The 19997-nt window shown below is 45.8% G+C and carries 11 protein-coding genes; 5 read left to right on the forward strand and 6 right to left on the reverse strand.

Annotated elements, in window-relative coordinates; translation table 11 throughout:
- Positions 1–368: 368 nt before the first annotated feature.
- Positions 369–2810 carry an alpha-L-rhamnosidase-related protein gene (locus Q0590_RS06220; RefSeq protein ID WP_302036634.1) on the forward strand — a complete coding sequence of 814 codons (2442 nt, stop codon included), beginning with the start codon at positions 369–371 and terminating at the stop codon, positions 2808–2810.
- A 12-nt stretch (positions 2811–2822) separates the two neighbouring features.
- Here Q0590_RS06220 and Q0590_RS06225 read toward each other — a convergent pair whose 3' ends face one another.
- The 3 genes from Q0590_RS06225 to Q0590_RS06235 are packed head-to-tail and all read right to left on the reverse strand — an operon-like array spanning position 2823 to position 6673.
- Positions 2823–5048, reverse strand: coding sequence for a xanthine dehydrogenase family protein molybdopterin-binding subunit (locus tag Q0590_RS06225; RefSeq protein ID WP_302036635.1), 2226 nt, complete (start codon positions 5046–5048; stop codon positions 2823–2825).
- Between the two features lie 9 nt (positions 5049–5057).
- Entirely contained in the window at positions 5058–6041 is a 984-nt protein-coding gene (locus tag Q0590_RS06230) for an FAD binding domain-containing protein (protein ID WP_302036636.1), read from the reverse strand.
- Positions 6038–6673 carry a (2Fe-2S)-binding protein gene (locus tag Q0590_RS06235; protein WP_302036637.1) on the reverse strand — a complete coding sequence of 212 codons (636 nt, stop codon included), beginning with the start codon at positions 6671–6673 and terminating at the stop codon, positions 6038–6040. The genes Q0590_RS06230 and Q0590_RS06235 overlap by 4 nt, the downstream gene beginning before the upstream one ends.
- 543 nt (positions 6674–7216) lie before the next feature.
- On the opposite strand from Q0590_RS06235, the gene Q0590_RS06240 reads away from it, so the two are divergent.
- The 4 genes from Q0590_RS06240 (at position 7217) to Q0590_RS06255 (ending at position 14616) form a co-directional block, all read left to right on the forward strand.
- Positions 7217–11278 carry a response regulator gene (locus Q0590_RS06240; RefSeq protein ID WP_302036638.1) on the forward strand — a complete coding sequence of 1354 codons (4062 nt, stop codon included), beginning with the start codon at positions 7217–7219 and terminating at the stop codon, positions 11276–11278.
- A gap of 6 nt (positions 11279–11284) precedes the next feature.
- Positions 11285–12097 (forward strand): CheR family methyltransferase, encoded by an 813-nt coding sequence (locus Q0590_RS06245; protein WP_302036639.1) that lies wholly within the window; start codon positions 11285–11287, stop codon positions 12095–12097.
- A 173-nt stretch (positions 12098–12270) separates the two neighbouring features.
- Positions 12271–12846, forward strand: coding sequence for a chemotaxis protein CheB (locus Q0590_RS06250; RefSeq protein ID WP_302036640.1), 576 nt, complete (start codon positions 12271–12273; stop codon positions 12844–12846).
- An 81-nt stretch (positions 12847–12927) separates the two neighbouring features.
- Positions 12928–14616 carry a hybrid sensor histidine kinase/response regulator gene (locus Q0590_RS06255; protein ID WP_302036641.1) on the forward strand — a complete coding sequence of 563 codons (1689 nt, stop codon included), beginning with the start codon at positions 12928–12930 and terminating at the stop codon, positions 14614–14616.
- A gap of 89 nt (positions 14617–14705) precedes the next feature.
- Here Q0590_RS06255 and Q0590_RS06260 read toward each other — a convergent pair whose 3' ends face one another.
- From Q0590_RS06260 to Q0590_RS06270, 3 genes are read right to left on the reverse strand one after another with little or no spacing between them, the layout of a single operon-like run.
- Positions 14706–16487: a hypothetical protein gene (locus Q0590_RS06260; protein WP_302036642.1), complete on the reverse strand. Its 1782-nt coding sequence runs from the start codon at positions 16485–16487 to the stop codon at positions 14706–14708.
- Positions 16484–18709 carry a hypothetical protein gene (locus Q0590_RS06265; RefSeq protein WP_302036643.1) on the reverse strand — a complete coding sequence of 742 codons (2226 nt, stop codon included), beginning with the start codon at positions 18707–18709 and terminating at the stop codon, positions 16484–16486. The genes Q0590_RS06260 and Q0590_RS06265 overlap by 4 nt, the downstream gene beginning before the upstream one ends.
- Positions 18688–19992 carry a BatA domain-containing protein gene (locus Q0590_RS06270; RefSeq protein WP_302036644.1) on the reverse strand — a complete coding sequence of 435 codons (1305 nt, stop codon included), beginning with the start codon at positions 19990–19992 and terminating at the stop codon, positions 18688–18690. Before Q0590_RS06270 ends, Q0590_RS06265 begins: the two co-directional genes overlap by 22 nt.
- Between the last annotated feature and the right edge of the window lie 5 nt (positions 19993–19997).

Genomic DNA, 19997 nt, shown 5'->3' on the forward strand with positions numbered 1-19997 from the left:
GGTAAAATTTCCGTACAATATGCTATACGGATGTTAAGTATTAAAGGTAACTAATTTACTAACAAAATTAACTCCAAACTGATTCAAAGGATGAATACTATGACAAGAGGTAAATTCCTCCTAAAGAACTCATTTAACTTTTGTTGCCTGTGATTAGTTCCGCAAAAACAGGGTATAAATTACTGATTTATTCCTTGCTCAGCAACCGCAAGCCTGCCCCTTTAACGGAGGCAAAATAGATTTATTTGAGTGAAATACAAATCCGATTCAGCCGAATATATCACATGCTTCAAAAACTTTAGTATGCATTTCCGATCTTACCTTTTATATTGCTTTTGAAACCATCTCCGCTCAGAAAACCACCATCCATGATCAAGCTACAGCTAATACACCAACCTTTCTGCCTGTTACTTTTAAGTGTTTTTGCTCTGTTGCTGGGGCAATGCCAGCCTGCTTCCGAAAAGCAACTCCAAGGCGGTTTACAACAACTGATGGCAGATACCGAAAGCATCCGCGGACGCAAAGAATACCTGCCATCTCCTTTTGTAACGGCCGGAGACAGAATTTATTTGGTCGGCCATCAGGATGGGCAGTTTCCGGATCTGGGCTGGCATGTGCCCGGCGAAATGGGCGGCATCTGGAACCACCCGATCAAACTGATGGATGGCTTTGCAGCAGCTATAAAAGATACCAGGCAAACCAATTGTTTAGCAGAAGCCGATACCTTCGTTAATTATCCCTTTGCCAATAAACATATTTATACCGCCACACTTCCGGGTATCCGGGTAGAGCGGTTTCAATTTGTGCCAGACAGTTTGCAAGCGGTGGTGGTGGAATTTACTTTTTATAATAATGGCGCAGATGCGAAAGAAGTACTGTTTGAATTCAATGGCATGGCAGATCTACGGCCGGTGTGGCTTGGCGAACGCACCCAACTAACCGATGGACAGGATGTAGCTCAGTGGAACGAAGCAACTAAAAGTATAGTAGTAAAAGATAGCCTGAATAACTGGTATGTAGTATATGGGGCTACCCAGTTCCTGCAAAGCCACCAGCTTAGTAGCCAGACCTGTAATTTTGAGAGAGCAGGCAAAGGCACCAATGCTTCGCTAACCTACGCCTTAACTATTCCGGCGAATGGCAGTGTTCATTTGCCTATGATTATTGCCGGTTCACATCAATCTTTGCAGGAAGCAACCAACGTATTTGCCTATACCAGCAAAAATACCCGGCAACTGCTTCAGCAAAAAAAAGAACGGTATACTAAACTAGCCCAAACTGCTAAGCTCACCATTCCTGACGAAAAACTTCAACAAGCCTTCCGCTGGGTAAAATACAATACCGACTGGCTGATCCGGGATGTGCCGGAAGTGGGACGGGGTTTATCAGCCGGCTTACCGGATTATCCCTGGTGGTTTGGTGCCGATAGTGACTACGCCTTGCAAGGCGCCCTTGTTAGCGGCCGGAAAGATATTGTTTACCAGACCATAGACTTATTGCAGCAACTTTCTGAAAAAACCAATGGCAACGGGCGTATCATTCATGAAGTATCTACCAACGGCGCTGTATTTAATCCGGGAAATATCAACGAAACACCTCAGTTTGCCTCCCTTATCTGGTTTGTATACCAATGGACGGGAGATAAAGATTTTTTACAAAAGTACTATCCAACTGTAAAAAAAGGCATGGACTGGCTACTGACAGAGAATGATAAAGACAAAAACTTACTACCGGATGGTTTTGGGATGATGGAAATACATGGCCTGAACAGTGAGATGATAGACGTAGCCGTGTACACACAAAAAGCTTTTGCCGATGCTTCCCACATGGCCAGACTCATGGGCGAAGAAGCCCTAGCCAGGCAATACCAGACGACCGCAGATCAGTTAAAGGCAAAAATCAATGCAGACTTCTGGGTGCCGGAAGCCAAATCCTATGCAGATTTTGTGGGTACAGCCAGGCAAGCCGGACAGTTAATTGATGATGCCATCATCCGGGCTGATACCTTGAAGAAGCCATGGGCAGTAAAGGAACTGCAAGCCACCAGAACTAAAGTAGCCACATATCCGCCCAATAAAAAACAAGGCTTTGTGCTGCACCATAACTGGGTAGTGAACACACCGATGGAAACCGGCATAGCCGATACAGCCAAAGCCCTGGCTGCATTAGAAACAGGCAGCCAGTTTGTAAATCCATTCGGTATGTTTGTTACGGGCATAGACCGTGACGAAACTGCCGGTAAAGACGAAAGTTCTTTTGGGGCAGGCAGAAAAATATTCACCTACACAGGTGCCGTTATGACCTTACCTACTGGCGTACAAGCCATAGCCGAAAATAATTATGGCCGCCCCGATCAAGCCCTGGATTACCTGCAACGCATGACCCGCACCTTTAGCTATGCCCTGCCCGGTTCCATCTATGAGGTTTCCCCAGACTACGGAATGACCACCCAGGCCTGGAATATTTATAGCTTTGCCATACCTATTATTACGCAGTTTTTCGGCATCAAACCCAGAGCATATGAGAAAACTATCTACATTCAGCCGCAAATGCCCTCTGCCTGGAATACAGCCAGTATAGAAAATGTGCCGGTTGGAGAGAATATGGTAACAATGGCTTATACCCGGAAAGGCAACTCTCTGCAATTTGCCATCAGGCAGAGCCGGGAAGACTGGAAAATTAGGATTGCCCTTCCGGCCGGAAAGTACAGCCGATGGCAAGTGAATGGACAACAAACTTCTCCTCAACCAGCTGGCAATCTACAGATGGTAGAAACTAAGGGGAAAGAGATAACAATAGTGGTGGAATAATTCTGGGTAAGCTTACAACAACTTATCTGGTGTGATAGGTAACTCCCGTATGCGTTTGCCAGTGGCATGATATACTGCATTAGCTATGGCAGCTGAAAAGCCCACCAGAGGTATTTCACCTATGCCTTTGGCACCCATAGGATCTATTACCGGGTCTGGCTTATCTACAAACAATACCTCTATTGGTGGAACATCGGCACAGGTGGGTACGTGGTACTCGGCCAGATCATTATTTAGATGCCTTCCGTAGCGGTGGTCTAGTTTGGCTTCTTCCATTAATGCGATGCCAATACCCCAGGTAATAGAGCCATATACCTGACTGGTAGCCGTCTTTTTATTTACCACCCTTCCACAGTCTACGGCAGATACTACCCGGTTCACGCGTACTTCTCCGGTTAACGAATGTACCCGCACCTCTACAAAGTTGGCACAGAACGATTTTCCAGAATATTTCTCTTGCTCCGGCCCGCCGCCCTTCGATTCGGTACTTACCTGCACTTGCGGTAAAGCATGGCTTTTTAAAATATCTGCATAGGACAATTGTATCTGCTTATTTTTTAGCCCTACGGTGCCCTCTTCTACCACCAGATCATTTTGCTGTGCACGGGCAAGTTCAGAATTGGGCATGGTTATGGCTAGTTCCTGCAATTTTTTCTTCAATAGCGTACATACTTCATAAATGGCCGAACCTACCGAGGCAGTAGTATGTGAGCCAAACTGGCCGGGTGCTTTGGGTAATTTCGAGTTGCCCCATTCAAACGTCACCTGCTTTACATCCATTGCCAACACATCGGCAGCAATTTGAGTAAAGATTGTAGCAGAACCTGGGCCTACATCTGCCACGGCACTTTGCACCACAACCGAGCCATTGGCTAGTACGGTAGCAATGGCAGAAGCAGCATCCCGTTCAGATTTGTAGATGCCTGCGGCCATACCCATGCCTACCTGCCATTCATCCTTCCGCATAGAGCCTGGTGTAGGGGTACGCTTGTTCCAGCCAAATCGGTCGGCGCCCATCTGGTAGCATTCCTTCAAGTAATTGCTGGACCAGGGCAGATTTTTCTCCGGATCGCTGGGTGCATAATTTTTCAGCCGTAGTGCCAGAGGATCTATGTTCAGGGCGTACGCCAGTTCATCCATAGCTGATTCCAGAGCAAATGACCCGCTGGTTTCTCCCGGCCCGCGGGTCCAGCAGGGTGTACTCATGTCGAGGGGTATCAGCTTATAAGCTGTATTCAGATTTGGGCAGTTATACAAGGTTTTGGTAGGGTCTACGATGCGTTCAGTAAACTGTTCATATTGAGAGGTAGAGGTAAATGCTTCGTGCGTAATTCCGGTCAATATTCCTTCAGCCGTCGCCCCAATCCCTATTTTCTGGATGGACCTAGGGCGGTACCCTACCATGTTAAATACCTGATCACGTTTTAGCGCTACCTTTACTGGCTTACCTGTTACTTTGGCTCCCATAATAGCCGCCATTTCCTGTGGCCACACCCTGGAAGAGCTACCAAAGGCTCCACCCACAAAAGGAGAAATAGCCTGTACATTTTCTTCCTTTAGGTCAAAAGCTTTCATAATCTCTTGCTGAGATAGTTTGGTAGCCTGCGTTTTGTTGTACACCGTTACTTTGGTTGCTCCCTCCCAGACAGCGGTAGTCGCATGAGGTTCCATGGGATTATGCACTTGAATGGGTGTTCCGTACTCCAGTTCCAGGTTGACGGGTGCATTTTTAAATGCATAAGCTGTGCCCCGGCTATAGTCTTTACCTCTGGCAGGAGTAATGGCATTGGATGTATTGGCTTTACTATTAGTTTGGTGCTTCTCCTGGGCATAGTGTACCTTTATCAGAGATGCGGCATGTTCTGCCTGTTCTGGTGTACTGGCTATGGCTAAGGCAATAGGCTGGTCATTATGGTAGATTTTATTGTCGTAAAACAAACGGAACTCCTGCCCATACACCCTGGAACCCTCATTATCTGTGCCTGCCTGATGTCCTGGTACTTTAGGTGCATTTTTATGGTTGATTATTGCCAGTACGCCCGGTGCTTTTTCAGCTGCTCTAGTATCCATCTCTTTGATGCTACCTTTAGCAATAGTGCTGGTTACCAACACGCCATATACAACGCTTTTCAAGGTATATTCTGCAGCATACCTGGCTGCCCCGCTGACCTTCAGGCGAGCATCTACCCGGTCCATGGCATCGCCGATCTGTACTTTCTTTATAAATGCTTTTTCCATAATGATTATTTAGGCTATACCTGCTGCTGTTTTTAGTGCTTGCACAATGGCATTGGGAGCTAATTTGAGTTTATAGGCATTGTGTTCAAACGACTTTGCCCCTTGCATGGCTATTTCGGCGGCTTGCCGGAAAGTAGCTTCTGTTACTTTTTTTCCGATCAGTGCCTTTTCTGCGCTTGCCAGCCGCCAGGGTTTGTGTGCTACTCCACCCATCGCCAGGCAGGCACGTTGAATGGTATCGTTTTCCAACTGCAAGCCGGCTGCTACCGATACCAGGGCAAACGCATAAGAAGCCCGTTCCCGGACTTTCAGGTAGTGTACATTTTTGGTAAAAGGGGAATCCGGAAGGGTAACGGCAGTAATGAGTTCATTCTTTTCCAGAACGGTATCTACGTGCGGCTTGTCTCCCGGCAGCCGGTGAAAATCAGCAAAAGCTATTTTCCTGTCGCCTGTTGGGCCGGATACAAGTACAGTCGCATCCAACGCTGCCAGGGCTACACACATGTCACTGGGATGTACGGCAATACACTTTTCACTAAAGCCAAAAATTGCATGCATATGGTTATTCCCTTCCAGGGCACCACAGCCTGTACCCGGCTCCCGTTTGTTGCAGGGCAGAGATGTATCATAGAAGTAGTGGCAGCGGGTACGTTGTAGTATATTGCCCCCTACAGTGGCCATATTGCGTAACTGAGCCGATGCTCCTGCCTGTAAGGCCTGAGCAAGCAAAGGAAATTTTTCTTTTATGAAAGCATTTTCAGCTACCTCACTGTTAAGGGCCATGGCACCAATGCGGACACCGCTGGCTTCTCTTTCTATCTTATTCAGCGGAAGCCGGCTAATATCAACCAGTTTCTCCGGCGACACGATCCCCCGCTTCATCAAGTCTAGCAGATTGGTGCCACCTGCAATAAAGCGTGCATCAGGATCTTTAGCAACAGCATCTATAGCTGCCTTTGTGCTCGTAGTGCGTATATACTGGAAGTTGTTCATAGCTTCTTGCCTTCTTTTTTTACTTCCATAATAGCCGCTACTATATTCGGATAAGCTCCGCATCGGCAAAGGTTGCCACTCATGTATTCTTGTATTTCTTCTGCGGAATTAGCATGACCTTCGCGTATACATGCTACAGCCGACATAATTTGCCCTGGGGTACAGTATCCACACTGAAGGCCATCGTGCTTCACAAAAGCTTCCTGCATGGGATGCAGGGTATCTCCTCCGGCCAGGCCTTCAATAGTGGTTACTTTTCTGCCTTCCTGCATCACCGCCAGACTCATGCAAGCCAGTACCCGCCTGCCATCTACATGCACCGTACAAGCTCCACACTGCCCATAATCACAGCCTTTTTTGGTGCCTGTCAGGGCTAATTGTTCACGCAGTAGATCAAGCAGGGTAACCCGTGGTTCTATAGCTAAGCTATGTTTGGTTCCATTCACCTCCAGGCTTAGCGATATTTTTTCAAAAGCACCGGCCAATCTTTCATCCCATTGGCTGCTTGCTGCCTTTAATACTGTGGAAGGAGTCAGCGCCATAGCGGTGAGCAGCGAGGAATGTTTCAGAAAATCGCGGCGCGATTCATCCAGGCCTTCGGAATTGTTGTCATCTGGCTGATGGTCTGTCATAGGATATAGGTATATAAAGATATAGGATAGGATTTCTATAGCTGACGTTCCGGAGTATAGGGAGTTTATGGTTGTGCACCCAGAATAAGCTGGGTGCACTGCTATCATCCTTGGCTGAAGCAGCCGAGCCGCTGTTCTATCCAGATGTATATTCCTCAACGGCTATGAGGCCGTTTATGTTTAGTGCAGGTTGACAGAACCTGTAAAAAAAGTAGAGGCACCAGGAATCTGTAGCCTGTGGTGTCAGGTATAGCCGGATGCGTTCGCACAATAAAATTTATTAAAAAACTGATCTATATTTGCGGCAAATACATTTTTATCTTCCAAGTGAGGGTAGCAGCCATTCCGGTATTCCGGATAACTAAGCATGAATGAAACCGTAAAAAGAAATACGTAGTAACCTTATGATGCAGCACCGTATTCCTCAAGCACGATATGTAACAAACAAACAGTATTGGCTATAATTAACTAGTGCCCGGCAAAGGCAAATAATGCACGTTAATCTACTAAATCCCTTATGTTCTTCCACATAAACCAGCCCCTATGAAATTAATCAGGAACCTTAAAATCCGGGACAAACTACTGCTGCTCTTTTTTATTCTGCTTATTCCCTTGCTGTACTTTGTGATAACGGGCACCATGGCCGTTATTACTAAACAGGAAGAATTAAATGATTTTTACAAGAATCTGGAGGAAGCAGAACTTATTTCTACCCTTATTCATGAATTACAAAATGAACGGGCACTATCCAATGGCTACTTGTCGAGCCAGGGCAAAGATTTCCGGAAGGAACTTCTGGCGCAAAGGCAGCTCACCGACCAGGCCAGGTTCAGGCTGGAAGCCTATCTGGAAGAAAGCGAAAGAGAGCTTCCCCAGATGGGTACTTTCGACAATCAACCGGTGCTCCGCAGCGAAATCGATCAATTAAAGAAGGATTCTGTGCGGGAGGATTCTTTTTACGGAGAAATTCGGGAAGGGCTAATGGTACGCGTAAGCAACATGGCCCATAAGATGGATGACGACGAAGCCCGTAATTTGCTGCTGGCTCATAATTCCCTGTTAAACGCCAAACACGAACTGGGCCGGATACGGTCGTTAACCAGCAGTTTGTTTGCAAGTCCGGTGTTAACCATGCAGGAATATAAAAACTTTGGTACGCTGAAGACTTTGCTCGAACAGTCGCTACAGAATTTTGTCAGAGGTGCCTCTCCGGAGGTATTGAAAGCATACAACACCCATACCTCCTCTAATAATTTTAGCGAAGTAAACACACTCATTAACTCTATTGAGCAAAATCCGCAGGTTAACCTTGCTAATCTGGATGCCGGCACCTGGTATCAGAAATTTACGGTGGCCATTGTCAGTATGAGAGAGGTAGAAGTACTTTCTATCCAGGCTATCAAGAAACTGATGGAAAATAAAATTGAGGCCAACAACCGGTTACTGTTGTTTTATATCTTCTTTGTTTTGCTTTCGCTGGTACTTGCCATTATTGTAGCTGTTTTTATTATCCGCTATATTTCAGATGCCATCCTGAGCCTGAGGGATGTTTCAGAGAAGCTGAGCCGGGGCGAAACAGATGTAGCCATTTCAGTGGATGCCGAAGATGAGCTTGGCGACCTGGCTAAGTCTTTTGGCAAACTGGCTGGCAACAATATTCAGCTGGCCGCTGTTGCCGAAGCCATCGGGCAGGGCAAGTACGACATAGAAGTAGCGCTGACGGGGCCACAAGATGTACTGGGCTATTCTCTTAACACGATGCGGCAACGGCTGAGAACCCTGTCGCTGGAGCAGGATAACCGCAACTGGCTGTTAAGCGGAATTGCCGGCCTTAACGACCTGATGAGTGGAGCTTCCGACATTAAGCAGACAGCCAGGCATATAACTACGTATTTATGCGAATATCTGCAGGCACAGGCAGGTGTATTTTACCTGAATAATGAGAGAGGTTCTTTTGTATTTACTGCTGGCTATGCAGCCAATGAAGAAAGCCTGCGGATGCCGGTTTTTAAGATTGGGGAAGGCGTTAGTGGCCAGGCAGTAGCCCAAAAGAAAATAGTATTGCTGGAAAATGTACCCGATCAATACCTAAGTATACGGACCGGCATGGCAGAAATCCCCCCCTCACAACTTATTTTAATCCCTCTGCACTTCAGTGACGAAATAATCGGCCTTGTAGAGTTAGCTTCCCGGAAAGGCTTTAGTCCCCAGCAGCAGCAATTTTTGGAGGAAGTCTCTGCACGTATAGCCCTGGTGGTGCATACACTTCAGGCAAATCTTAAAACGCAGGAATTGCTGCATGAAACACAAAATCAGTCGGAAGAACTGGCTGCCCAACAGGAAGAACTTCGCCAGGTAAATACAGAGTTACGGGAGCAGAAAGAACAACTGGTAGCTTCTGAAGAAGAACTGCGGGTGAGCCAGGAAGAATTGCAGGAAAAAAACCAGGAACTGGAAGAACAATACGAATCTATCCGCATAAAAAACCGGGAAATTGAAGAAGCCCAGCAAGCCATTGAACTCAAGATCCAGCAAGTAGAAACTGTAAGCCGCTACAAATCTGAGTTTCTGGCCAACATGTCGCATGAGTTGCGTACGCCGCTTAACAGCATTATGATTTTATCCAGCCTGCTGGCAGAAGATATGCAGAAAAGAGGCCTGGAAAAACTGGCCGAACACTCACGCATCATTCATAATTCGGGTGGCGACTTGCTAAAACTGATCAATGAGATACTGGACCTGGCCAAAATTGAATCCGGACAAATTGGCCTGGAAATAGCCAAAGTCCAGGTAGACAGGCTGAATGCAGGCAGGGAATTCAGGCAACTGGCCGAAGAGAAAGGCATCGAATTCGATGTACAGGTTATGCCAGGCGCACCCGAAACCATTACTACCGATGCTTTCCGCTTAGACCAGATTTTGAAAAACCTGCTTTCTAACGCACTCAAATTTACGCCCGCTGGCGGTAAAGTTACCTTGCGTATCTACAAACCAAATAATGTGCTATACAAATCTAATTCGCTGATAGAAGCCCAGGAAACTATTGCCTTCGGCGTAACCGATACCGGGATTGGCATACCGAAAAGTAAACAAGCATTGGTATTTGAAGCCTTTCAGCAGGCCGATACTTCTACCACACGTAAATATGGAGGCACCGGCCTGGGCTTATCCATCTGCCGGGAACTGGCCGCTTTACTGGGTGGCGAAATACACCTGTACAGTGAAGAAGACAAAGGAAGTACATTTACCCTCTATCTGCCAACGAATTTACCGGCAGCAGCAGGTGTAGTAGCTCCTGCCATTGTTCATGCTGCCAGTTCAGGCAGTACCAATTCAGAAAAGTCTACCAGCGAAACAATCGGTGCCTTGCTTCCCCAAACAGAAATTAACGCCAATGGCAAATCCAAAAAAATTATTATTGTAGAAGACGATCCAAACTTTAATAATGCCCTGGCAGATTTTGCCCGGTCTAAAGATTTTACTGTTGTACAAGCTTTCACCGGCACAGAAGGCTGGGATCTGATAAAAAAACATATTCCGGATGCGGTGTTACTGGATATTCAACTGCCCGGAATAAACGGATGGGATATCTTGAAAATGATGCGGGCAGACAGCAGGTTGAAACAGGTGCAGATACATGTTATGTCAGCCTACGACAAACAAGACGTGGAAAGTGCCTTGCAGAATGAAGAATTTATACCCAAGCCGCTTACGCTGGAAAAGATAGACAAAGCCTTTGCCCAGATTTCTGGGAACCTGAACACCAAACTCCAGAATATTTTAGTAGTGGAAGATAACCTGATAGAGAACAAAGCCATTACTGAACTCCTGGCCGCCCACAACATTCATGCTATCCCGGCTTACTCTGGTACCGAGGCATTAGAAACCCTTCAGCATGCACATGTAGACGGCATTATTCTAGACCTGAAATTGCCGGATATGGAAGGCTACGCAGTGATGGAAAAAATACGGGCTACTATTGGCGGAGAAGATTTACCTATTGTTATCTACAGTGGAAAAGATCTCTCCATGGAAGAAGAAAATAAGTTGAAAAAATATACCAATACCGTTATCATCAAGAATGAGTTTTCTTACCTACGGCTGATGGATGAGGTAAAACTTTTTCTACAGAAGGTACAAGACAAACTCCAGGGCAAACAAGACAAGAGTACAGCCATAGTAGATACCCCTATGGACCTGCATGTACCAGGCGAGGTGCTTCAGAATAAGAAAGTACTCATTGTAGACGACGATGTACGTAACATTTATTCGCTGTACACTGTGCTTGAACGGCAAGGCATGCAAATAACCATAGCCAACGATGGAAAAGAAGCCCTGCAAAAACTACAGGAAGAAAAAGATGTAAACATTGTGCTGATGGATACCATGATGCCCGAAATGGATGGAATTGAGTGTACCCGCAAAATTCGCCAGCAGAGCCAGTTCAAAACACTTCCCATTATTGCCCTTACGGCTAAGGCCATGAAAGGCGACCGCGAAAAGTGTCTGGAGGCCGGGGCATCCGATTATATTTCTAAACCTTTAGATATTGATAAACTTCTTTCTCTGATGCGCGTTTGGGTGTATGACCAGGATAAAAGATAAGAAGGTATGCTTGATAATGTACAGGTAGATGATCTGTTTGAGGAGTTGCTAAAACAGTATGGCTATGATTTCAGGGATTATTCCAGGGCTTCTGTCTTGCGCAGGGTAAGCAGATTTATGACGCATACCAGGTTGCCCGATCTTCATAGCTTAAAGCTAGCTACCTTGAAAGATCCGCAGTTTTTTGAGTACTTTTTGCAAGAGATCACCGTGAATGTTACTGAGATGTTCCGTGACCCAAGCTTTTTTCTGGCTTTGCGGCAGAAGGTAGTGCCTATTTTATCTACCTACCCCTACATAAAAATATGGGATGCGGGCTGCTCTACCGGTGAAGAAATATTTTCCCTGGCCATTCTGTTGAAAGAAGAGAATCTGTTGAAACGTACCAGAATTTATGCAACCGATATTAATCAGAAAGTGCTCCGGCAAGCGAAAGAGGGTATTTTTCCGATGGCTCACATGGTACATTATACCAAAAACTACCAGAAAGCAGGCGGCAAGTACTCTTTGTCTGATTATTACCATGCTCATCACGGCGGTGCTATCTTTGACAGTACCTTGCTGGAAAACATTATTTTCTATCCGCATAACCTGGCAACTGACGAATCTTTCAACGAATTCCATCTAATTATTTGCAGAAACGTATTAATCTATTTCAATAAACAATTGCAGGAACGGGTATTTGGCCTTTTCCTGAAAAGTTTGGCCCCATTAGGCTATTTAGGACTGGGAAAAAAGGAATCTGTTTTGTTTGCAGCAAAACCTGAGTTTTTTGAAAGTATTGATAAAGAAGAAAAAATATATAGAAGAACATATTAATGTGCCGATGTGACTATTTGCTGATGTGCTGATGTAAAAATCCGGTTTGCTTTACGTTTGTTGTTCGGATAAAGGCAACATAGCAGTAAACCTTGTAGAGTATGCTACCCTGTTTACCTGTTTGAATGAGGCCATTCATCAGCACATAAACACAGCAGCATAGCCGCACATAAATGAAGGTATATATGTCGGGTAAATATAAAGCAGTAGTTATGGGTGGGTCATGGGGTGGAATGAATGCAGCCGTAGAAATTCTAAAGTATCTGCCTGCCGATTATCCACTACCCATTGTACTGGTCTTGCACCGGTTAAAAGGAGTAATTAGCGAACTTCCTGCCTTAATCAGGAAAAAAACGTATGTACAGATAAAGGAAGCAGATGAAAAAGAAAAAATGCAGCCGGGTACCGTGTATATAGCCCCGGCCGATTATCACTTGCTGATTGAGCAGGATCAGACATTTTCGCTGGATGTGTCGGAAGCTATACTTTTTTCCCGGCCATCGATAGATGTCACCTTTGAAAGTGCAGCGGAAGTATTTGGCAAAAAGCTGATTGGCATCGTATTATCCGGAGCCAGCAAAGATGGCAGCCAGGGGTTGTATACGATTTGCAGAGCCGGCGGGCAGGCCATTGTACAGGACCCCAGGCAGGCAGAAGTTACTACAATGCCTCAAGCGGCCATAGAAACAGTAAAACGGGCTAAGGTACTGACACTTGATGAAATAGCCGCTTATTTATTGGCTGTATAATATTAGGTTGTCTTACGTATATGCCCAACAGCATGAATAAAAAGGTTATTCTGAAAGCCTTTACAAATTAACATAGCTACCATGAAAGAAGAACAGCATAAAAGCCATTTTGTATCACCGGAGAGAATGGAGGGTGCCCTCAATATCTTGTTGGTGGATGACAAAGTAGCTAATCTGTATTCTTTAAAAGCATTGCTTGAAAAAGAAAATGAATCAGAAGCCGGAGACTTTAATTATATCTTATGCCCATCTGCCGAAGAAGGCTTAAAAGTAGCTATTAAAGAAGACCTGGCCCTGATTCTGCTGGATGTACAAATGCCTGAAATGGATGGCTATGAGATGGCCCGCATCCTGAAGGGTAATAAGAAAACAGCTCATATTCCGATCATTTTTATTACGGCCATCGATCAGAATAACAGCAATATGCTGCAAGGTTTTAAGGTAGGCGCCGTCGACTTTCTGTTTAAGCCCCTTAATGCAACGCTGCTAAAGGCAAAAGTAGATGTATTTGTGGCCTTATATAAACGTGAAAAGGAACTGGAACTGAAAAACCGCATGCTGCAGAACAGCAATCAGATTCTGCACGAAACACAGTTTTTACTCAAAGGCGTACTGGATTCTGCCTTTATTGGCATTATGGCGTTGCGGGCAATCCGCGAAGAAGGCCGCATTGTAGATTTTGAGTTTATGCTGGTAAACAAAGCTACCCAGCAGATTATGCAGCGTACCGATTTATTTGGTAAAAAGCTGATGGAGGTAATGCCTGGCTACAAGGTAGAAGGCTTATTCGACAGATTTGTTACAGTAGCGGAGTCTGGAAAACCTATTAATATTGAGCATTATTATGCACGCGAGTCTTTTAAAAACTGGTTCCGCATAATGGCAACCAAGTGGGAAGACGGATTGGTGGTGGCTTTTGAAGATATTACGCAAAGAAAAATAACTGAAGAAACCATTAATTCAGCCAATGTAGAATTACATGCTACCAAAGAAGCCCTGGTAGAACTGAACAATGAACTGGAGAGCCGGGTAAGCCAGCGGACTATAGAGCTAAAAAATGCTCAGGAAGAACTGCTGAAAACCAACGAAAACTTAAAAAGCATAAATACAGATCTGGATAATTTTATTTACACAGCCTCGCATGACCTGAAAGCTCCCATCAGCAATATTGAAGGCCTAGTGATGTTGCTTAAATCCAGGTTACCCGAAGAAGACAACAAAGCGCATCAGCTGCTCTCTCTGGTCGAAGAATCAGTAGCCAGGTTCAAAATAACCATTAAAGACTTAACCCAGGTTGCCAGGCTGCAACATGAAGAAGCTGAGGATATCAAAGATATTGAATTCCAGGAAGTCGTTCATGAACTGAAAATGACTATGGCCGATGATATAGCTAGGCGTAATGCGCACATCAGTGAAGAGTACCAGGTGCCAGCTATTCAGTACTCAGCCAAAAATATGCGGAGTATTTTATATAACCTGCTATCTAATGCTATTAAGTACTGCGCACCGGAAGTAGAACCCCGAATTCATATTTGCACCTATCTATCCGGGCGGTATACCGTGTTGTCTGTAAAGGACAATGGCTATGGTATACGCGAGGCAGATATTCCCAAAGTTTTTAAGATGTTCAAACGCCTACATACCCATACGGAAGGCACCGGTATTGGAATGTACATTGTGAAGCGGATACTGGAAAACAGCGGTGGCAAGATTGAGGTAAAAAGTGACTATGGCAAAGGCTCAGAATTTCTGGTATATCTGAAGAATTAAGCCTGTTTCCTATAGGTTGAACAAAAACCAGTTATGTCATTTGAAGTTGGTTTGCAGCAATTCTTGTTTCAACCCTAACAGATTCAAGTTTACGCTTTCTCCCGCCACCATAATAAGCTCAGAGAAGCCACAAGCGGCAAAAAGAACCAGAGAAGCGGAATGTCTTCCCAGGCAGGATACGCATAGGTTTTATCCGGGGCCTCAACGGATAGGTTTTGTTGATTCTGCCGCCACCAGGTAGCCTGCCTTAAATCTGCCCAGGCATGGGCAGGCAACACATAAACCTGATGTACAGACGTTGTATCCTCTCCATAATTAATTTGCAGCCATCCTTCTTCCACAGGTATAAACTGGTAGGAAGTTTTACCTGTAAGCGGTAAGCCTCCTTTGGGCATGGCGTGTTGTTGCAAGCCAGAAGCATATTGAATAATAGCTGGAGCACGCACGGTATCTGTACTATGGAAATGCGCCGGAAAATCTTTTACTATAAAAGGAAATTCAGCTAAGTGTATTTCCCGGCCATACTGGCGGCGGCTGAAAGACTCAAGTATATCGGTCCATAAGCGGTTGTAGACAGCTGTTTCTCCTTGCAGAAGCCAGGGAAACGTAGCCGTAACTAACATAGCTCCTACCCTTCCTTTTCCATCCGGCCTGTAGGCTGCAATAATTTCACCTTCTCTGCTGTAGGCTACCGGAATAAGCAGTGAGTTTGCTGCAAAAGTCGCCGGAAGTTTGTCTGCCATCGCTTTTCCTTGTGCTGCCTGCGGCTCCTGCCTGGGTGCAAAGGAAAGCAGCGTAGATGGTGAAATGGGAAACGTTTGGCTATTAATTTGAGGATTTTTCAGCCATGCTTCATCTGCCAGTACCAGTAAGCCAAGGCCATTGGCGACTGCTTGTTGTATGCGTTTATTTTCCGCTGCCGAAAGCTGGCGCAAACTTTCTGCATCACAAATCAGCAAATCCATATCCGCCAGGTTCTCTGCAGACAAGGGCGGTTTTGGTCCGGAATCTTGATTTATATTGATAGTCTGAGTAGCATATTTATCCCGGCTGATGCGTGCCCTCATTTGAATGTGATGTTTTGCCTGGCCTATCCAGTCTTTCAGGTAGTTCAGTTCGAAGGAGGGAAAGCCCTGCAATAGTAGCACGTGCAGCGGCCTTTTTTCTTCTACAGTATAGGGCAGAAATTCTGTACGGACACTGTCGTTGGTACGGATATGTAAAGCAGCCATATAGTTTCCCGCTAGCTGTGTTTGTGCCTGCAATGAAAACCGGCTTTCACCAGACACCAGACGTACAGAATCTTGCAAGCCTTCTATGGTAGATAAACCCAATTTTACTGTGTCAGCAGTTGTATGGCGATACGTGCCGCTAACCAGGAATTCTTCCCCTTGCTTAATCCGCCGGCTATAGCTAAGCCAGTTAAATCCCTCTGGAGCCTCTTCTTCCAGAAAATGAACCTTTAACCGTTGCAGGTTTTTTGCTTGTGCCGGTTCCAGGGTATATCCGGCAACATAGATTTCCTGTATCTCCGGATGGTTCCGTTCAATAAATCCCAGGTCTGGTACTTCCTGTACATTGGCCGTAGTTTTTACATCCGGCAAGGCAAATACCGGCAAAGAATCCGGAATCTTAGGCATAGACTGAGTTAGCAGCAATGCTTTTCCTCCGGGTTTGGATACACTATATTGAGGTTGATAAATGATTAAACACAGGCAACACAAAGCCATAGCCAGTAATGCACTCCTAATGCCTGCTTCGGGCAACGAATGGCGGCGGAATACTACGAATACATAGGTAGCCCAGATAGCCCCGGCAAGGGCGGCGATACTAAGGGTTTCGGCTACGCCTAACTGGCTCCACTGCATCATTTTTTACTCAACTCCTGTACAAAAATATCTAACTCTGGTTCGGTATGCGTCTGCTCCGCTCCTGGCTTAACTGGTTCCTTTGGGAGTACCTGCACCAATCTTTTCTGCAATTCTGCTATCTGGCTGGAAGGCAATTTTTGTCCGGCAACTATCTCTCTAAGGGTGTTTACTAAACGAACTGGTATGCCAGGCTGCTCTAAAATAAGGTTGCCTAGCTCGGCTCCTGCCTTTTCTAATGCGCGGACTTCACCGGACGTCAGCTTATTATTCCCTTGATGCTTTAGCTTTTCCAGAAGGCTTATTGCTTCCCGCATTGCCGGATAAGTAACCGGTTGATCTTTCGTCTCCAGCACTCTTTTCGGACTGGTAATTTCATTTAACTCTCCGGTCAGGCGTTTTTCGGCGGGTTTTAGAGGCGGAGGATCAAAGCCTACCCGTTCTACATATACCCGGCTCTTCTGCTGAATGGCCTTTATCAGTTCCAACGCCTTATACTCATAGAGCAAGGCTTCTTTAGGCCGTAACGTACGCAGGCGGAGTTCAGCTTCCCACATCTGTGCTAAAGCGGCTTTTAGTTGTGCTTTCAGGGCATCGTCAAACAAGGTAGCGGCTTCTTCTGCATCGTGCCGGTGTGAGTACTCGTTCAGCATATCTCCGGCATCCCCAAATACCGTAGGCGCCGTTTGTTCCTTGTGGTGGTGCAGATCTTCCAGAGGTTGTTCTGCTTCTTCCTGTTCATGCTCTTCGCCTTCTTCATGCGTATGTATATCTTCTTGGGAAGGTCCGCCGCCTGTCTCAAACTCTTCGCCTAAAAACTGTCCATAGCGCAGCCGTAACACTTTCTGATCTATTCCCAAGTTTTTAGACCGTTCTTTAAATACTTCCTTACTCAGGCCTTTTTGCTCTTTAAGTAATTTTTCTGTATCAATTATAATCTGCCGCTGGCTGCGGAAATAGGCAGGCATATTGTCTAACGAGATTCCGGCCATAACCGATAGTTTTTGAGAAGTGGTATCTTCCCATTGCACAAAATAGGTATCAGTACGTGTTTTCTGCGGTGGGATTGCGCCATCCCAGGCTTCAGCATAAAAATATAGTTCATCGCCCGGCTCCATTTTCAGCGTAGCAAAGGCAAGCAATTTTTGCAGGCGTGCTTCTTTGTTTCCGGCTATAGGTTTGCCAAAACTCAGCTTCTCTTCGCGGAACTTCACCGATTCTCCACTTCCCCGGCTTACCGTAGCCACTATATGTGCTCCTTGCAGGCCATAGTCATCACTCAACTGCACGGATACCTGTACCTGTGGCTGCTGTCCGTACAGCACAAAGGTATAGGGCTCAGGTGCCTGCACGGTAATCTGCGGCGGCTGGTCATCTTTAGCTACTAGTGTATATACCGGACTCGTATACCACTGGTCATCAACTCCATAGCGAATCTGGTAAAACAGGGAGGTTTTACTAGTTGTCTGCCATTGGTATAATCCATCTGCCGAGGGTTGTACAGTAGTGGTATCTTTGCCATTCCATAGTACCTGTAACCTGCTTGCGGAAGCAGATAATTGACATTTCCAGAATATAGCTGACCCTTCCGGAGCTTCTAGTGAAAGCTCTCTGGCAAAAAACGAAGCCTGTCTGGTATAGGCCGGAGGTTTTACTTCTATTTGTATACCGGTGATTTTTGGGAGAGTCGTTCCTACAGTCTCCGGTAGCACAGGTAAGGCCGTTCTGGCTATTGATTGGGCAGGCTGGGAAGAATGGGAGTTAAACTTCACGAACTGAGTTACTGCATAGAGTGCCCATACACCAACAAACGTGAGTAGAATTACTTTTAGGTCTGGCCATGCTTTTACTTCTTTTTTCCGCTCTACCAGTTTGTGTAGAATCCGTTGCCGCTGCAGCTGTTGCAGCGGGTGCTCTGTCGCAAGCGGAATTAGGGCAGTGCTGAATTCCAGCCATGGGTAATGATGATTGAGGTAATTCGTCAGACCATTTGCAGGCAGTTGCCAGAATTTTCTACCCTGCCACCATACTATACCAGCTACTATTCCGAATATAGGTAACAGATAGCGGTACGGCACAGCAAACACCTTACTCATTATAGCGAAGATTAGCCAAAGTATGGCAATACTCAGCACCATCTTTATAAGATACCCTGCCTGATATTGCCGGTTTAAGTTTTGCCAGATGCTAAGTGCCTGTTCTTCTATCCCAGTTTTTTCGGCCATAGTCTTTCCAGGGTTATTATAAGTAATAAAAATAAACCAAGCCAAACCCGTTCTCTCCCAGCCTTCTGTTGCACAGATTCCGGGAAGGAGGTTATTTGCTCCTTCTCCCCCTCCTGGTTGCCTGCCAGATCTATCTTGCGGAAATCGGCGTGGGGGGTGGCAGCTTGTTTATATTTGAATTCCGAAATATAGGGACGCAGGGCCTCCAGAAACCCTCCTTCCAGTATGTTGGCAGTGGTTAGTTCTTTACGGATTACCAGCTTGTTTTTTCCGGCCTTTTCCAGCCAATCTATACTTTTTCCTGGTTCATATACCCACATCAGCTTAGTTAATCCGGATGTAAGGGCGGTGGTAGTATCAAACAACACTACCCAGTCGGTGGCTGCAGTGTTTTCTTCTATAAATTTCACTGGTACTTTCTGGTACTGGGCTACGGCTTGTACAGCTTTTTGAAATAAATATCCTTCTTCCTTTGTATCCTCATTCACAACAGCAGCAATAGTCAACGTATCTGGTGTTGAAAGGGGCACCCGGTACCTGGCAGCGCCTTTCTTTACCTCTATATATTTTTTGTCTGCTGAATATGCTGTTTGTATTTGCCCAGGCGAAGAATCATGTAATCCTTTCTGCACCTGATAAACCGACTCCTGTGCTTGTGTATGAAACCACAGCAATTCCGGGTCAGTATTTGTTTCGCCTGCCCAAACCAACTGGAGAGAATCATTTTGCATGTCGGTTAGTTCCCATGACAGGGCAGCCCTAATCCGGGGTGGTGTACCCTTGAAATAGTGCTGTTGGTTTGGTGCAATCATGTGTATACTATCTGCCGGGAAACGCAAATCTGCTTCTGCTACCAATGACCAGATATCCTTACTATCTTCTGTAATTGGGTTTGTAGCCGCCGGAAACCCAGATGCGAGCCAGTGTACATGCACTGAGTCGTTCTGCCAACCGGCAGCCAGTTGGCGGTACTGGCTGGTATCTCCTGCTTCCGGATGAATTAATAGTAACGCATGGAGCCTCTCTGCTTTGCCGGACGTATCTTTTTTATAAAGATCTACCAGTAGTAATACCACAACTGTCAGCAGCAATAAGCGAATCAGCAGCAAAGGCCACAGGTGGACGCGCCGGAAATTCCATTGGGCTGTCTGCACTTCCTCTACCCACCGCAGGCTACCCATCAGCTTTACCTGGGTACGCCGCCGGTTGTACAAATGAATAACTATGGGTACAGCCATTGCCAGCAAAGCCCACCAATAAGCCGGATGATTAATTTGCCACATTAGGA

The sequence above is a fragment of the Rhodocytophaga aerolata genome (assembly GCF_030503435.1).
In the GTDB taxonomy this organism is placed as follows: domain Bacteria; phylum Bacteroidota; class Bacteroidia; order Cytophagales; family 172606-1; genus Rhodocytophaga; species Rhodocytophaga aerolata.

Bases quoted from the DNA above. Each gene is read 5' to 3' on its own strand.
- Q0590_RS06220 (WP_302036634.1), top strand. From the start codon at position 369: ATGATCAAGCTACAGCTAATACACCAACCTTTCTGCCTGTTACTTTTA.
- Q0590_RS06225 (WP_302036635.1), bottom strand. From the start codon at position 5,048: ATGGAAAAAGCATTTATAAAGAAAGTACAGATCGGCGATGCCATGGAC.
- Q0590_RS06230 (WP_302036636.1), bottom strand. From the start codon at position 6,041: ATGAACAACTTCCAGTATATACGCACTACGAGCACAAAGGCAGCTATA.
- Q0590_RS06235 (WP_302036637.1), bottom strand. From the start codon at position 6,673: ATGACAGACCATCAGCCAGATGACAACAATTCCGAAGGCCTGGATGAA.
- Q0590_RS06240 (WP_302036638.1), top strand. From the start codon at position 7,217: ATGAAATTAATCAGGAACCTTAAAATCCGGGACAAACTACTGCTGCTC.
- Q0590_RS06245 (WP_302036639.1), top strand. From the start codon at position 11,285: ATGCTTGATAATGTACAGGTAGATGATCTGTTTGAGGAGTTGCTAAAA.
- Q0590_RS06250 (WP_302036640.1), top strand. From the start codon at position 12,271: ATGAAGGTATATATGTCGGGTAAATATAAAGCAGTAGTTATGGGTGGG.
- Q0590_RS06255 (WP_302036641.1), top strand. From the start codon at position 12,928: ATGAAAGAAGAACAGCATAAAAGCCATTTTGTATCACCGGAGAGAATG.
- Q0590_RS06260 (WP_302036642.1), bottom strand. From the start codon at position 16,487: ATGATGCAGTGGAGCCAGTTAGGCGTAGCCGAAACCCTTAGTATCGCC.
- Q0590_RS06265 (WP_302036643.1), bottom strand. From the start codon at position 18,709: ATGGCCGAAAAAACTGGGATAGAAGAACAGGCACTTAGCATCTGGCAA.
- Q0590_RS06270 (WP_302036644.1), bottom strand. From the start codon at position 19,992: ATGTGGCAAATTAATCATCCGGCTTATTGGTGGGCTTTGCTGGCAATG.